Here is a 14,892-nt window from a genome sequence, read left to right on the forward strand (position 1 = left end):
GTCCGGTGCGAGGTTCCGTACTCCGTGACGGCGCGCAGACCTCGCACGGAGTGCGGGACCTCGCACCAGAGCGAGCGACCCGGCGGAAGCGCACGCGGGTTGCGGACGCGCGCACAGGGCGGACGGGAGGCGCGGGGCCAGGCCGCCCCGCGCCTCCCGTCCGGCACGTGACCCGGAACGGGGCCACCGCCGCGTCACCGGGACGCGCTACGGTTCGCGCATGACCGCTTCACCGGCCGCCGTCGCGCCGCAGCGCACCGACCGGCGCGCGCTCGTCTCCTGGGCGCTCTGGGACTGGGGTTCCGCCGCGTTCAACGCGGTCGTCACCACCTTCGTGTTCAGCACGTACCTGGCCAGCCGGGCGTTCGTGGACCCGGCGCTCGTCGGCGACACGTCCGCGGCGGGCAAGGCGATCGTGGAGCGGGAACTCGCGCACAACGCGGCCGTCGTGTCCACCGCACTGACCATCGCAGGGATCGTCGTGGCCCTGGTGGCACCGGCCATGGGGCGGCTCGCGGACTCGTCCGGGCACCGCCGCCGGTCGGTCCTCATCGCCACGATCGGCGTCGCGCTGTCGATCGGCGGCATGGTCTTCGTGGCGCCGAGCCAGCCGTACCTGCTGCTCGGCGCAGCCCTGCTCGGCATCGGCACCGTCGCCTACGAGATCGCGAGCGTCGGCTACAACGCCATGATCGGGCAGGTCGCCTCCGGGGAACGCACCGGCCGCGTCTCCGCCATCGGGTGGGCCGCCGGGTACTTCGGCGGGATCGTGCTGCTCGTCCTGCTGCTCGTGCTCTGCATCCAGGACTTCCGGGGCGACGGGGTCGTCGGCGGGCTCCTGCAGCTGCCGGCCACCGTCGCCACGGGGCAGTGGGACGTCCGCGTCGCGATCGGCATCGCCGCCGTCTGGCTGGCGGTCAGCTCGATCCCGCTGTTCCTCACCGTGCCCGAGGCGGCGCCCGACCGCACCCGCGGTGGCGGCGTGTTCAGTGCCTACGCGGACCTCGGCCGGGACATCGCACGGCTGTGGCGCGAGCGCCGCAACGTCCTCGCGTTCCTGCTCGCCAGCGCGGTGTTCCGCGACGGCGTCGGGGCCGTCTTCACGTTCGGCGGGATCGTCGCCGCGCAGGTGTTCGGGTTCACGCCGTCGCAGGTCATCCTGTTCGCCATCGCCGCGAACGTCGTGGCCGGCATCGCGACGTTCGTCTCCGGACGCCTCGACGACCGGTTCGGGTCGCGTGCGCTCATCATGGTCTCGCTCGTCGGCCTCGCCGTGTGCGGGGTCGGGGTCTTCGCCGCCGGCAACGAGACGCAGTGGTTCTGGGTGCTCGGGCTGACCCTCGCCGTGTTCGTCGGTCCGGTGCAGTCGTCGTCCCGCGCGTACCTGGCGCGGCTGGCGACCCCCGGCCGCGAGGGGGAGCTCTTCGGCCTCTACGCCACCACCGGCCGGGCCGCGTCGTTCCTCGCGCCGGCGCTGTTCGGCGTGGCGGTGACCGTCGGTGGGTCGACCCGGTTCGGGATCCTCGGCGTGGTCGTCGTGCTCATCGCCGGGCTGGTGCTGATGGCGTTCGTCAAGCGGGAACCGCAGGGCGCGCGGGCCTGATCCACGGCGTGCCGTCGGCGCGGCCTGGAGGCGCGGTGCCGGTCCGTCCACAGGCTGCGGTTCTGCGCACGGTTGGGCACAGGGCCGTGGTCGCGTCGGGCGGCCCGGGCCGCGGTGCGCCAGGATGGGTGCATGACCGACCAGCGCATCGCCGTCGTCGTCCTCGCCGCCGGGCAGGGCACGCGCATGAAGTCGTCCACGCCCAAGGTGCTGCACCGGCTCGCCGGACTGCCGCTCATCGGGCACGTCCTGCGCACGGCGTCGTCGCTCAGCCCCGAGCACGTCGCCGTCGTCGTGCGGCACGAGCGTGACCTCGTCGCGGCCGAGGTCGTCGAGCGCGCCCCCGACGCGATCGTCGTCGACCAGGACGACGTCCCCGGCACCGGCCGCGCGGTCGAGGTGGCGGTCGAAGCACTACCCGCCGACTTCGACGGCGCCGTCGTGGTGCTGTCCGGCGACGTCCCGCTGCTCGACGCCGCGTCGCTCCGGCTCCTGGTCGACGCCCACGTCGGCGGCGGCAACGGGGCGACCTTCGTGAGTGCGATCGCCCCGGACCCGACCGGCCTCGGACGGATCGTGCGGGATGCTTCGGGCGCCTTCGTCAGCGTCGTCGAGCACAAGGACGCGACGGCCGAACAGCTGACCATCACCGAGGCGAACGCGGGCATCTACGCGTTCGACGTGGCGCACCTGCGCGCCGCCTTGCCGTCGCTCACCACGGCGAACGCCCAGGGCGAGAAGTACATCACCGACGCCCCCGCGCTGATCAGCGAGCGTGGCGGGCGCATCGACGTGGTCACCCTGACCGATCCGTGGCTCGTCGCCGGCATCAACGACCGAGCGCAGCTCTCCGACGCCGCGCGTGAACTCAACGCCCGCATCGTCCGCCGCCACCAGCTCGCCGGCGTCACCGTGCAGGACCCGGCGACCACCTGGATCGACCTCGACGTCACCATCGAGCCCGACGCCGAGGTCCTGCCGGGCACCCAGCTCGTCGGCGCCACCGCCATCGCCGCCGGCGCCGTCGTCGGGCCGGACACCACACTCCGCGACACCGAGGTCGGGGCCCGCGCCACCGTGAACCGCGTCGACGCCACCCTCGCCGTGATCGGGGACGGCGCCTCGGTCGGCCCGTTCGCCTACCTGCGGCCGGGCACGATCCTCGGTGACGACGGCAAGATCGGCACCTTCGTCGAGACGAAGAACGCCCGGATCGGCCGCGGCAGCAAGGTCCCGCACCTGTCCTACATCGGCGACGCCGAGGTGGGCGAGGACTCGAACATCGGCGCGAACACCATCACCGCGAACTACGACGGCGTGCACAAGCACCGCACCGAGGTCGGCTCGAACGTCCGCACAGGCTCGCACAACGTGTTCGTCGCCCCCGTTAGGATTGGTGACGGTGCGTACACCGGCGCCGGGACCACCGTCCGCAAGGACGTTCCGGCAGGATCGCTCGCGATCAGCTACGCCCCACAGCGCAACACCGACGGATGGGTCGAGGAACACCGACCCGGCACACCGGCGGCCGAGGCTGCTCGGCTCGCGAACGGCGAATAGATCCCGGCGACCACCCGTCGCCGACATCGACCCCTCGTGGGTCAGGGAGTGAGCACCGCACTTGTCCGGAATCAAGACAACCGGCCAGAAACGACTCGTCCTCGTCTCGGGGCGAGCACACCCGGCGCTCTCTGCCGAGATCGCGGAGGAGCTCGGGGTCGACCTCGTACCGACCGATGCCCGGACCTTCGCGAACGGTGAGCTCTACGCCCGCTTCGACGAGTCGGTCCGTGGCTGCGACGCCTTCGTCATCCAGTCGCACACCGCGCCGATCAACGAGTGGCTCATGGAGCAGCTCATCATGGTCGACGCGCTGAAGCGTGCCTCGGCGAAGCGCATCACGGTCGTGGCGCCGTTCTACCCGTACGCCCGCCAGGACAAGAAGGGCCGCGGCCGCGAGCCGATCTCGGCCCGCCTCGTCGCCGACCTGTTCAAGGCCGCCGGCGCGCACCGCATCATGAGCGTCGACCTGCACGCCGCGCAGATCCAGGGCTTCTTCGACGGCCCGGTCGACCACCTGTTCGCCATGCCGGTGCTGCTCGAGCGTTTCCGCCAGATCCTCGACCCGAAGACGCTCACCGTCGTGTCGCCCGACATGGGCCGCGTCCGTGTCGCCGACATCTGGTCCGAGAAGCTCGGCGCCCCGCTCGCCATCATCCACAAGCGCCGCGATCCGCTCGTGCCGAACCAGGTCTCGGTGCACGAGATCGTCGGTGACGTCAGCGGCCGCGTGTGCCTGCTCGTCGACGACCTCATCGACACCGGCCGCACGATCGCCAAGGCTGCCGAGGCGCTCAAGAACGCCGGCGCCACCGGTGTCGTCGTCGCCGCGACCCACGCCGTCTTCTCCGACCCCGCCACCGAGCTGCTGCAGAGCGAGTTCATCGACCGCGTGGTCGTGACGGACACCCTGCCCCTGCCGATGGAGAAGCGCTGGGACCGCCTCGAGGTCCTGCCGATCGCCCCGCTCATCGCCCGTGCCATCCACGAGGTCTTCGACGACGGCTCGGTGACCTCGATGTTCGACGGCGCCGCTTGACCCACCCTGCGCGTGACGCCCTCGCGGCCCGGCTCCGGGCCGCGGGGAGCGTCTTCGCCGAGGACGAAGCCGACCTGTTGCTCGAGGCCGGTGACGGTGAGCCGGTGCGACTCCGCACCCTCGTGCAGCGTCGGCTGGCCGGTGAGCCGCTCGAGTACGTGCTCGGCTGGGCCGCCTTCGACGGGCACCGCATCCGGGTGACCCCCGGCGTCTTCGTGCCGCGAGCCCGCACCACCGTCGTCGTCGAGCAGGCTGCGCGCCGGCTGCAGCGCTACGACCGCGTGGTCGACCTGTGCTGCGGCGCCGGCGCGATCTCGGTCGCCCTGTTCGGTCGCGTCGGGGCGCTCGACCTCGTCGCCACCGACATCGACCCGGACGCCGTCGACGTCGCGGCCGAGAACATCGGGGACCGCGGCATCGTCGTCGCCGGTGACCTGTTCGCGCCGCTGCCCGATCGGTTCCGCGGAGCCGTGGCGGTCATCGCGGTGAACGCCCCCTACGTGCCGACGGCCTCGATCGAACTCATGCCGACCGAGGCCCGCGAGCACGAACACCGCGTCGCCCTCGACGGTGGTGCGGACGGCCTCGACCTGCACCGGCGGATCGCCGCGGGTGCGGGGGAGTGGCTCCGCCCCGGTGGCGCCGTCGTCATCGAGGTGTCCGAGGCCCAGGCCGAGGCGTCCGCCGCTGCGTTCACTGCCGCCGGGTTCTCCGCCGTGGTCGAGCGGGAGGCCGAGGTAGACGGCACCTGCGTCGTCGCGACCCTGCCCGCCTGACCCTGACCCTGCCCCTGCCCGCTGGCCCGCCGAACCCGGGGTCGAGCGGTCACGACATGCCGCTCAGGTTCGCCGAGGCGGCACGAAGTGTCGCCTGCGCGTCTGCGAACCGACGCTTTCTGCACCCCGGGCGCGACGCACGTGGCGTGTCGCGCGAGCACGGGGAGGGGCGTGGCGGGCCGGCACCGGGCCTCCAGGCCGTCGGGTGACCAGAGCGCGCCGGCGGCGAGCGGTCACGACACACCGCTCAGGTTCGCCGAGGCGGCACGAAGTGTCGCCTGCGCGTCTGCGAACCGACGCTTTCTGCACCCCCGGCGCGACGCACGTGGCGTGTCGCGCGAGCACGGCGAGGGGCGTGGCGGGCCGGCACCGGGCCTCCAGGCCGTCGGGTGACCGGAGCGCGCCGACGTCGAGCGGTCACGACATGCCGCTCGGGTTCGCCGAGGCGGCACGCAGTGTCGCCCGCGCGTCCGCGAACCGACGCATTCTGCCCACTCGACGGCCGTCAGTGGGCGTGTCGCAGGCCCGTTGCGGGACCGTCAGCGCGCGTCGACCGTCACCGTGTGCCAGCCCGTCGCGCCGTTGGGCGCCGGCGGCCGGTCCACGCTCGTCTGCACCTCGCCGTCCGCACTGGTCGCGCGCACCTCGATGCGGTGGGATCCTGCGGTCGGCGTCCACCGCACCACCCACTGTCGCCACGTGTCCGCGGAGACCGAGTCGGCGAGTTCGGCGCGCTGCCAGTCGCCGCCTCCGACGCGGACCTCGACGGCCTTCACGCCCTTGTGCGGCTGCCACGCGACCCCGGCGATCGCCACCGGCTTGCCCGCGGTCACCGTCGATCCGTTCCGCGGGGTGTCGATGCGGGACTCGAGCTTGACCGGGCCACGCTCCGACCAACCACGCGGTGTCCAGTAGCCCTGCGCGTCGGCGAACCGGGTGACCTCGAGCTCGGAGACCCACTTCGTCGCCGAGACGTACCCGAACAGGCCCGGCACGACCATCCGCACCGGGAACCCGTGCTCGGTCGGCAGGGGCTCGCCGTTCATCCCGACCGCGAGGAGCGCCGCCGTCCCGTCGTCCTGCAGCACGTCGAGCGGGGTGCCCGCGGAGAACCCGTCGATGCTCCGTGAGAGCACCATGTCGGCGTCGCCCGTCGGACGTGCCCGGGCGAGGAGCTTCCGGATGGGGTAGCCCAGCCAGCGGGCCGTGCCGATGAGGTCACCGCCGACCTCGTTCGACACACAGCTCAGGGTGGCCACGTGCTCCTCGAGCGGCAGAGCGAGCAGCTCGTCCCACGTCAGCGTGACCTCCTGCTCGACCGCACCGTGGATGCGGAGCGACCAGTCGGCGGGATCGACCTGCGGCACCCGCAGGGCCGTGTCGATCCGGTAGAAGTCGGCGTTCGGCGTGATGTAGGGGGTGATGCCGTCGACGTCGAGCGATGCACCCGCGGGGACCGCCGGTGCAGCGGTCGCCGCCACGGGCAGCCGGATGGCCCGCCGGGCAGCAGCGGCCGCCTGCATCGCGGACGACCCCAGCCGGGAGGCGGTGCCCACCACGACCGCGAGGGTCGCCGTCGTGACGCCCCAGACCAGGAACGTCCGACGCTCCGCCGAGGCGGGTCGCGGTGCCGCCGTCGGCACGCTCGCCGCGGCCTCCCCCCGGCGCAGTCGCTGGAGCAGCAGGCGCAGGACGACCACTGCCGCCGCGATGCCGAGCACCGTCGGGGCGCCGTCGAGCGTCCCGCTGCCCGAGCGGGTGCTGACGGCCAGCAGCGCCAGCACACCACCGGCGGCGAACACGAGGGCACCGAAGGGTGGGCGCACACGTTCGAGGACACCGGCGCCGGCACTGATCGCGATGACGATCACCGTCATGAGCACGAACAGGGCGACCTTGTCCCCGGTGCCGAACACGGCGACCATGAAGTCCTTCGCACCCGGGGGAGCGAGGTCGATGACGGCGGACCCGACGGCGACCAGGGGGCTGCCCGCTCCGCCGAGCAGCAGCGCGCCGAACTCGGCGACACCGAGGAACGCGGCGGCCGCCACGACGCCGACGATCGCGGCGATCAGCGTCCAACGTCGGGTCACAGGGCCGTCGGGCCCGCTCGGGCCCTGCGACGGACCCGCCGTCGGTCGACCGATCGGTTCGTCCGTCGTCTCGGTGGTCACCGCCCGAGCGTAGGTCGCCCGGCCGCTCGTGGGCTGTGTGCGCGCGCTTCCCCGCGCGTTCATCGGGTTCGGCCAGCAGGTGGCGCGCGGCTCGTGGGAGGATCGGACCGTGCTGCAGCGTCCGGATGGTGTCCCGCGGTCCGGTCGTGCCCGCGGTGCACGGCGGACACCGATGTCGCCGGCACGTCGACTCGCCACCCTGCGCTGGGTCATCGTCGCCGTCTGGCTGGCCCTCCTGATCACCCGGATCGTCGTCGTCTCCACGGCGCCGGGCGTCGACCTCTCCTGGTACGGCATCGTCGAGTTCGGCGCGATCGCCCTCGGCGTCGTGGTCATCGTGGTCGCCGTCGTGCGGACCGCCACGGCACGGCGGCGGCAGGCGGACGAGGCCCTCGCGCTCGCCATCCGGCGGATCGACCCGACGGTGTGGCTCGTGCCGGCGGCGCCGACACCGGAACTCCGCGGCGTCGTCGACGAGATCCGTCCGGACACCCACCTCGGTTCGCGCGTGACGTGGGCCTTCGGCGCCACCGAGGCCTCCCTGTGGGAACTCGACGAACGGCGGGCGACCCGGCTGCTCGTGATCCGGTGGAGTCGCGTCGTGCACGTGGGGCTCGAAGACGTGGCGGAAGGCTTCGACGGGTCGGAACGACTCGACGGTCCAGCAGAGGCCGGCGACGCGGGGCAACCCGGCGGCTCGCCGCGACCCGGCGGTTCCGGTGGTGCTCGCCGCGCGTGTGCGGTGGCGATCCACCACGTACGACCTGACGACACCCCCGCCGTGGCGACCTTCTTCGTCCGGACCGCCCCGGGTTCGCGTCGGCTGCTCGGGCGCGGTCCGCGGCTGGACCGACTCGTCGCCGACCTGGCGCGGGAACGCATCGTCGCCTGACGCGACGGAGGGCCCCGGGGTCGGCGAGGCCCTCCTTGCGATGACCCGCACCGACCTCGGTCGTCGGCAGCGGGCGCGGTCGTCAGTGCGTGGACGGCTCCTGCTCGACCTCGCGGCGGTCGTCGTCGGACCACAGCGTGTGGAAGGTGCCGTCCTTGTCGATGCGCTGGTAGGTGTGTGCGCCGAAGAAGTCGCGCTGGCCCTGAATCAGCGACGCCGGCAGCCGGTCGGACGCGAGCGAGTCGAAGTACGACAGCGCGGACGAGAAGCCCGGCGCAGGGACGCCCGACGCGGCCGCGATGCCGACGATGCGGCGCCAGGCGGCTTCGCCCTCGGCGACGGCGTTCGCGAAGTACGGGTCGACGAGCAGTGACTCGAGCTTCGGGTTCTCGGCGTACGCCTCGACGATGCGGTTCAGGAACTGGGCCCGGATGATGCAGCCGCCCCGCCAGATCTTCGCGACGTTGCCGAGGTCGATGTCCCAGCCGTACTCCTTCGCCCCGGCGATGATGAGGTCGAAGCCCTGCGCGTACGCGACGACCTTCGAGGCGTAGAGCGCCGCACGGACGTCGTCGGCGAAGGTGTCCGGCACCTCGGCGATCTGCGGACGGTTCTTGATCGACTGCTGCACGGCGGCACGCTGCGTCGGCTTCGACGACACCGCGCGGGCGAACACGGCTTCGCCGATGCCCGAGACGGGGATGCCCAGGCCCACGGCGTTCTGCACGGTCCAGACGCCGGTGCCCTTCGAGCCGGCCGCGTCACGGATGACGTCGACGAGCGGCTTGCCGGTGTCGGCGTCGCGCTGCTTGAGCACCTCGCCGGTGATCTCGATCAGGTAGGACTCGAGGTCGCCCTTGTTCCACTCGTCGAACACCTGCACCAGGTCCTCCACCGAGAGCCCGCCGACGCGACGGAGCAGGTCGTACGACTCGGCGATGAGCTGCATGTCGGCGTACTCGATGCCGTTGTGCACCATCTTGACGAAGTGCCCGGCGCCGTCGGTGCCGATGTGGGTCACGCACGGTTCACCTTCGGCCACCGCGGCGATCGACTTCAGGATCGGCCCGAGCGTCTCCCAGGCCTCCTTCGAGCCACCGGGCATGATCGACGGGCCCTTGAGCGCACCCTCTTCACCACCGGAGATGCCGGTACCGACGAAGTTCAGGCCCTTCTCGCGCAGGTCGTGCTCACGTCGGATGGTGTCGTGGAAGTTCGCGTTGCCGCCGTCGACGATGATGTCGCCCGGTTCGAACCGTTCGGCGAGCTGCCCGATCACGGCGTCCGTGCCCTTGCCGGCCTGCACCATGATGATGGCTGTGCGGGGCCTCGACAGCGAGGCGACGAACCCGTCGATGTCCTCGGACGCGATGAACCCGGCGTCGCCGTGCTCCTGGAGCAGTTCCTCGGTGCGGGCGTACGTGCGGTTGTAGACCGCCACCGTGTTGCCTTCGCGCGATGCGAGGTTGCGGGCGAGGTTCGAGCCCATCACTGCGAGTCCGACGACTCCGATGTTCGCCTGACCGTTGTTGTCTGCCACGAGGGTCTCCTTTGTCCTGACGTTGGCGCCCAACCTACGACCGGTGGTCTGGGATCGCACAGGTGTTCCGGGAACTGGGGACCGGAGTTCACCGGATCAATACTGTGGAGGGATGAGCGAGCTCGCTGTCCACCCGCCCGTCCTCGTGATGGGGGTCTCCGGCTCCGGCAAGTCCACCATCGGCCAGGCGCTCACCGACGCCCTGGTCGCGCAGGGCGAACCGTGCGTCTTCGTCGACGCCGACGACCTGCACCCGGTCGCCAACAAGGAGAAGATGCGGCAGGGCACCCCGCTCACCGACGAGGACCGTTGGCCGTGGCTCGACGCCTGCGCCGAGCGGATCGCCGCGGTCGAATCGGACGGCTCCCGGTGCGTGATGGCGAACTCGGCGCTCAAGCGCGCCTACCGGGACCGTCTGCGTGAGTCCGCGCCGGGTCTCGTCATCGCCTTCCTCGACGGGTCGCGCGACCTGATCGCCGAACGGCAGTCCCACCGCCAGCACGAGTACATGCCGACGACGCTGCTCGACTCGCAGTTCGCGACCCTCGAGCGGCCGCAGCCCGACGAGGCCGCCGTCGCGGTGTCGATCGACGGATCGGTCGACGACACCGTGCGGGAGATCCTCGCCGCGCTCGCGGTCACTTCCGGCTGAGCTCGGACAGCCGGGCGCGGTACTCCTCGGCGTCGATGTCGCCGCGAGCGAACCGGTCGGCCAGCACACCGCGGGCGTCGGAGCGGGCGCGCCAGCTCCCTCGTCGGAGCACCCCGAACACCAGGAACACGACGAGGAACGCGAAGAAGAAGAACGCGGGGAACAGGAAGAACGGGAACCCGCCGCCCTGCCAGTACGGGCCGTGGGCTGCTGCCGTCGTGAGTGCGGATGCGGTGATGGACGTGAACACGGTGATCTCCTGTGGTCGGTTTCGGGGCCGCTGTCGCGACACGTCGACTCTCCGGCCTGGAGGCCCGCCACGCGTCCGCCGCGCAGCCCCACTTCCGTCTGCTCCCGCGGTCGTACTGCGGTCGTTCCTCACCAGGGACCTACTCCCCGGGGAGTAGTCCACAGGCACCCCTGCGGTCGATGCCGGGGCGGACCGACGTCCCTAGGCTCGACCCATGACGACAGGGCCACGCGAAGACGACCGCGACCTGGCTGGCGACCGCTGGCCGGGGCGTCAGCGGTTCGCCCGGTCCGGTCGGGTCCTGCCGGTGGCCGTCGTGCAGATCGTCGGCACGATCCTCGCGTCCCGCATCACGGTCGCAGGGCCGGGCGGTCCGCCGTGGGCACGACACGGTGCGATCGGCGGCGTCGATCCCGTCGTGCTCGGCCCACTCGCCGGCGCGCTCCTCGTGGCCGGCGTCGTCGTCCTGCCGTGGCGGTGGAGGTGGCCACGATCGGTGCTGCTCGTCACGCTGGCGACAACCGTCGGGTACGCCCTGGTCGTGAGCCCCCGCGGGCCCTTCGTGGCGGCGCTCACGATGGCCATCGCGAACGCGTGGCTGCGGGGCCATCGACGGACCGTGGCGGTGGCCGCTGTCGTCGCCGTCCTGGTGCTCCCGTCGGCCGACGTGCTGCTCGGCCGGGCTCCGGGGCTCGACCTCGGTGCTGTGCTGCTGTGCGCGGCGTGGCTGACGGTGACGATCGCCGTGTCCGAACTCGTCCGGGTGCAGGTCGAGCGGGTCGCCGAACGCCGTCGACAGCGTGCCGAAGCCGAACGGGTGCGGGCGGGCGAGGAGCGTGTGCGCATCGCCCGCGAACTGCACGACTCGGTGGCGCACAGCATGTCCCTCATCAACCTGCAGGCGGGCGTGGCTCTGCACCTCGGTGACGGACTCCCCGCGCAGACCCACGACGCCCTGCTGAACATCCGTGACTCGAGCCGCGATGCGCTCGTCGAGCTCCGGACGATCCTCGGCGTGCTGCGCTCGGTGGACGGCGGCCCCGCGAGCACCGGTGGACCCGATCGGAGTCCCGTTCCCGGCCTCGATCGGGTCGCGGAGCTCGTCGATCGTGCCCGTGCCGCCGGCGTCGCGGTCGATCTCCGGATCCACGGCGACCCGTCGAGCGTCACCGGGACCAGCAGCCGGAGCGCTTTCCGCATCGTGCAGGAATCCGTCACCAACGTCATGAAGCACGCCCCCGGTCACGACACGTCGGTCGTGGTCACCGTCAGGGCCGACGTCGTCGACCTGATCGTCGAGGACCACCCGTCGGCCGTCCCGGACCGCTTCGCGCGACGAGTCGGCCTCGGCGCGACCGGCAACGGCATCATCGGCATGCGGGAGCGCGCCGCCGCGGTCGGCGGAGAGCTGTCCGTGGGTCCGACGACGGACGGCGGTTGGCGCGTCGTGGCACGCCTGCCGATCAGTACCGGCGGTTCGACCGACGACGCCGGTTCGATCGACGTCGCGGACGGAGCCGGATCATGACCCCGATCACCGTCCTGCTCGTCGACGACCAGGTCCTCATCCGTGCCGGCCTCCGAGCGCTCCTCGACGCCGAACCCGGCATGGCGGTCGTCGGCGAGGCCGGCGACGGGGACGCTGCGGTCGACGCTGCCCGGGCGCTGCGACCCGACGTGGTGCTCATGGACATCCGCATGCCCGGCACCGACGGGCTCGCCGCCACCCGCAGCATCAGCGACGACCCGGACCTCGACGGCGTGCACGTCGTCATCCTCACGACCTTCGAGCAGGACGATTACGTCTTCGAGGCGATCCGGTCCGGGGCGGCCGGGTTCCTGGTGAAGGACACGGAACCCGCCGAGCTCCTCCGCGCCGTCCGCACCGTGGTGGCCGGCGACTCGTTGCTCTCACCCGGTGCGACCCGTTCCCTGGTCGAGGCGTACGCCACCCACGCGAAGCCGTCGTCCCTCGCGCCGGGCCTCTCGGTGCTCACCGATCGCGAGCGCGAGGTCATGCAGCTCGTGGCGGTCGGACTCACCAACGCCGAGATCGCCGCGCGGCTGTTCGTCAGTCCGCTCACCACGAAGACCCACGTCTCCCGAGCGATGATCAAGCTCGGTGCCCGCGACCGCGCGCAGCTCGTCGTGTTCGCCTACGAGACCGGACTCGTCACTCCGGGCTGGCAACCCTGACACCGCGGCCGATCAGCGGCGCACCGCACTGATCGCCCCGTGCGGCCGGTGCCCCGGGTCCGTGCGGGTGTGGGCGTCAACGACGTCGAAGCCCGCTTCGTCCAGCAGCGCCGCCAGGGACGCGACCGGCCAGCGGTACGCGGTGACGACCGCGTGGTCGAAGGCTTCGACCGCGGCGCCCTCGAAGAACCCGAGCAGCAGCCCACCGCCGGGGGTGAGCACCCGACGGAACTCGGCGAGTGCCCCACCGATCCGCGACGGCTCGTGGTGGATCACCGAGTACCAGGCCAGGATCCCGTCGACGCTGCCGTCCGCGAGCGGGAGCGCGTCGAGCGACCCGAGCCGGAAGTCGACCGAGGCGCTGTGCGTCCGTCGAGCGTGCTCGACGAACTCCGGCACCGCGTCGATGCCGCTGACACGGTGCCCCTGCCGTGCGAGGTGCGCCGTCCAGTGACCGGGCCCGCACCCGGCGTCGACCAGGGGACCGCTGCGACCGGTTGCCCAGGCGTCGACGAGGGCTCGGTCGTCGGGGTGGACGGCGTTCATCGACCCGAGCAGCGCCGCGTACTCGTCAGCTCGAGCGCTGTACGCCGCCGACACTCGCTCCGTCATGCGCCGACCGTACCGGCGCAGCTCCGGACCGTGCGAGGTTCCGTGTTCCGTGCGACCCGGCAACCCCCGCACCAAGCACGGAACCTCGCACCACCCAGCAGCACCAAGCACGGAACCTCGCACCACGCGGCAGCACCCCCGCCGCGCCCGCCCGCGTCAGAGCTTGAACGTCGCCCGCGGGATGTCGGACACGATGCGCCGGGCGGTTCGGACGGCGTCCTCCTCGGAGACCTGGTGCGTGACCACGAGCGACGCCAGGTACGCGGCGTCCGCCCGCCGCGCCATGTCGTGCCGCGCGGGGATGGAGCAGTACGCGCGGGTGTCGTCGATGAACCCGGAGGTCTTGGTGAACGACGCGGAGTCGGTGACAGCCGACCGGTAGCGCCCGATGGCCGCCGGGGTGTCGATGAACCACCACGGCGCGCCCGCGTACACGGCGGGGTAGAAGCCCGCGAGCGGCCCGATCTCGCGCGAGAAGACGGTCTCGTCGACGGTGAAGAGCACCAGGTGGAACCCGGGAGCGGTGCCGAAGGACTCGAGCAGCGGCCGGAGGGGCTCGGTGAAGGACCCGACGGCCGGCAGGTCGTGCCCGGTGTCCGGCCCGAAGCGCTCGAGCGTCGGGGTGTGGTGGTTTCGGATCACCCCGGGGTGCAGCTGCATGACGAGGCCGTCCTCGACGCTCATCTCCGCCCAGCGGTAGAGCATGTCGTGCCGGTACGCCGTCGCCTCGGCCTCGGTGATCGACGACGCATCGTGCAGCGCCGCCGCGTGGATGCGTTCCCGCTCGCTGGACGGCAGGGGAGCGGAGCCCGCGTCGAGCACCCCGGTGTCCGTGGCGGTCGCGCCGTGCTCGATGAAGTACCGGCGACGTGCGCGGAGAGCCGCCAACAGCCCTGCGTGGGTGCCCGTGTCGATGCCGGCGGCCTCGCCGATCGACGCGACCACGGGCCTCCAGTCCGACCGCGCCGGGTCGAACACGGCGTCCGCGCGGAACGTGGGGAGCACCCGGCCGGTGAAGCCGGGGTCCGCCGCGAGCTGCGCATGCGCAGCGAGGTCGTCCGCCGGGCCGTCCGTGGTGGCGAGGACCTCGATGCCGAAGGCGTCGAAGAGCGCGCGTGGCCGGAAGGCGGGGGACGCCAGCAGGCCGGCGATGTGGTCGTACTGGTCATCCGCGTTCGCGGCGGACGGTGCCTGGTCGAGCCCGAACACGTCGTGCAGCTCCGTCTCGAACCAGTAGCGCACGGGGGTCCCGAGGAAGTCGTCCCAGTGCTCCGCCAGCTGCCGCCAGATGGTTCGGCCTGGAGGCACGCCATGCGTTCCCGACAGGTCCGCGCGTCCCAGCGCGGCCAGGTCCACCCCGTTCGCGTGCAGCAGGCGGAGCACGTAGTGGTCGGGGGTGATGAGCAGCGACGCGGGGTCGCTGAACGGCTGGTCCGAGGCGATCAGCGCCGCGTCGACGTGCCCGTGCGGCGAGATGATCGGGGCGTCCTTGACCGCTTCGTACACGGTGCGTGCCACGGCTCGCGCCCCGGGGTCGGCGGGGAACAGCCGGTCGGGGTGCGGTGCGAGCCGGGTGGTGCTGCTGGTCTGGGTCATCA

Annotated in this window: 13 protein-coding genes; 8 read left to right on the plus strand and 5 right to left on the minus strand. The window is 72.3% G+C overall.

Annotation, left to right across the window (positions count from 1 at the left end; translation table 11 throughout):
• Window positions 1–220: 220 nt before the first annotated feature.
• The 4 genes from DEI85_RS03645 (at window position 221) to DEI85_RS03660 (ending at window position 4,978) form a co-directional block, all read left to right on the plus strand.
• Entirely contained in the window at window positions 221–1,603 is a 1,383-nt protein-coding gene (locus DEI85_RS03645; RefSeq protein WP_111123414.1) for an MFS transporter, read from the plus strand.
• 132 nt (window positions 1,604–1,735) lie between these two features.
• A complete protein-coding gene (gene glmU / locus DEI85_RS03650; RefSeq protein WP_110860774.1) occupies window positions 1,736–3,163 on the plus strand; it encodes a bifunctional UDP-N-acetylglucosamine diphosphorylase/glucosamine-1-phosphate N-acetyltransferase GlmU in 1,428 nt (475 codons plus the stop codon).
• Between the two features lie 61 nt (window positions 3,164–3,224).
• Entirely contained in the window at window positions 3,225–4,202 is a 978-nt protein-coding gene (locus tag DEI85_RS03655) for a ribose-phosphate diphosphokinase (RefSeq protein ID WP_111090688.1), read from the plus strand.
• On the plus strand, window positions 4,199–4,978 hold the full coding sequence (locus tag DEI85_RS03660; RefSeq protein ID WP_110860769.1) for a putative protein N(5)-glutamine methyltransferase: 780 nt from the start codon (window positions 4,199–4,201) through the stop codon (window positions 4,976–4,978). The genes DEI85_RS03655 and DEI85_RS03660 overlap by 4 nt, the downstream gene beginning before the upstream one ends.
• Window positions 4,979–5,517: 539 nt before the next feature.
• On the opposite strand, the gene DEI85_RS03665 is transcribed toward DEI85_RS03660, so the two are convergent.
• Window positions 5,518–7,152, minus strand: a complete 1,635-nt coding sequence (locus DEI85_RS03665) for a molybdopterin-dependent oxidoreductase (protein WP_111123413.1) — start codon at window positions 7,150–7,152, stop codon at window positions 5,518–5,520.
• Between the two features lie 109 nt (window positions 7,153–7,261).
• Here DEI85_RS03665 and DEI85_RS03670 point away from each other — a divergent pair, with 109 nt between their 5' ends.
• Window positions 7,262–8,044, plus strand: a complete 783-nt coding sequence (locus tag DEI85_RS03670; protein ID WP_146248989.1) for a hypothetical protein — start codon at window positions 7,262–7,264, stop codon at window positions 8,042–8,044.
• 82 nt (window positions 8,045–8,126) lie between these two features.
• Here the strand turns inward: DEI85_RS03670 and gnd are convergent, their stop codons facing one another.
• Window positions 8,127–9,584 carry an NADP-dependent phosphogluconate dehydrogenase gene (gene gnd / locus DEI85_RS03675; RefSeq protein ID WP_110860763.1) on the minus strand — a complete coding sequence of 486 codons (1,458 nt, stop codon included), beginning with the start codon at window positions 9,582–9,584 and terminating at the stop codon, window positions 8,127–8,129.
• Window positions 9,585–9,696: 112 nt separating this feature from the next.
• Between gnd and DEI85_RS03680 the strand changes: the two genes are divergently transcribed.
• Window positions 9,697–10,236, plus strand: a complete 540-nt coding sequence (locus DEI85_RS03680; protein WP_111123411.1) for a gluconokinase — start codon at window positions 9,697–9,699, stop codon at window positions 10,234–10,236.
• On the opposite strand, the gene DEI85_RS03685 is transcribed toward DEI85_RS03680, so the two are convergent.
• Window positions 10,223–10,486, minus strand: coding sequence for an SHOCT domain-containing protein (locus tag DEI85_RS03685; RefSeq protein WP_051596490.1), 264 nt, complete (start codon window positions 10,484–10,486; stop codon window positions 10,223–10,225). The genes DEI85_RS03680 and DEI85_RS03685 overlap by 14 nt on opposite strands.
• A 214-nt stretch (window positions 10,487–10,700) precedes the next feature.
• On the opposite strand from DEI85_RS03685, the gene DEI85_RS03690 reads away from it, so the two are divergent.
• A complete protein-coding gene (locus DEI85_RS03690; protein WP_110860759.1) occupies window positions 10,701–12,014 on the plus strand; it encodes a sensor histidine kinase in 1,314 nt (437 codons plus the stop codon).
• On the plus strand, window positions 12,011–12,682 hold the full coding sequence (locus DEI85_RS03695) for a response regulator (RefSeq protein ID WP_110860757.1): 672 nt from the start codon (window positions 12,011–12,013) through the stop codon (window positions 12,680–12,682). Before DEI85_RS03690 ends, DEI85_RS03695 begins: the two co-directional genes overlap by 4 nt.
• 12 nt (window positions 12,683–12,694) lie before the next feature.
• Here DEI85_RS03695 and DEI85_RS03700 read toward each other — a convergent pair whose 3' ends face one another.
• Both DEI85_RS03700 and uxaC read right to left on the minus strand, forming a co-directional pair.
• Entirely contained in the window at window positions 12,695–13,294 is a 600-nt protein-coding gene (locus DEI85_RS03700) for a class I SAM-dependent methyltransferase (protein ID WP_111123410.1), read from the minus strand.
• Window positions 13,295–13,450: 156 nt separating this feature from the next.
• Window positions 13,451–14,890, minus strand: coding sequence for a glucuronate isomerase (uxaC, locus tag DEI85_RS03705; RefSeq protein WP_111090680.1), 1,440 nt, complete (start codon window positions 14,888–14,890; stop codon window positions 13,451–13,453).
• Between the last annotated feature and the right edge of the window lie 2 nt (window positions 14,891–14,892).

The organism is Curtobacterium sp. MCBD17_026 (assembly GCF_003234895.2).
GTDB classification, from domain to species: domain Bacteria; phylum Actinomycetota; class Actinomycetes; order Actinomycetales; family Microbacteriaceae; genus Curtobacterium; species Curtobacterium flaccumfaciens.

Excerpts from the sequence above, each read along its gene's own strand:
- DEI85_RS03645 (WP_111123414.1), top strand. The coding sequence starts at position 221 with ATGACCGCTTCACCGGCCGCCGTCGCGCCGCAGCGCACCGACCGGCGC.
- glmU (WP_110860774.1), top strand. The coding sequence starts at position 1,736 with ATGACCGACCAGCGCATCGCCGTCGTCGTCCTCGCCGCCGGGCAGGGC.
- DEI85_RS03680 (WP_111123411.1), top strand. The coding sequence starts at position 9,697 with ATGAGCGAGCTCGCTGTCCACCCGCCCGTCCTCGTGATGGGGGTCTCC.
- DEI85_RS03690 (WP_110860759.1), top strand. The coding sequence starts at position 10,701 with ATGACGACAGGGCCACGCGAAGACGACCGCGACCTGGCTGGCGACCGC.
- DEI85_RS03695 (WP_110860757.1), top strand. The coding sequence starts at position 12,011 with ATGACCCCGATCACCGTCCTGCTCGTCGACGACCAGGTCCTCATCCGT.
- DEI85_RS03700 (WP_111123410.1), bottom strand. The coding sequence starts at position 13,294 with ATGACGGAGCGAGTGTCGGCGGCGTACAGCGCTCGAGCTGACGAGTAC.
- uxaC (WP_111090680.1), bottom strand. The coding sequence starts at position 14,890 with ATGACCCAGACCAGCAGCACCACCCGGCTCGCACCGCACCCCGACCGG.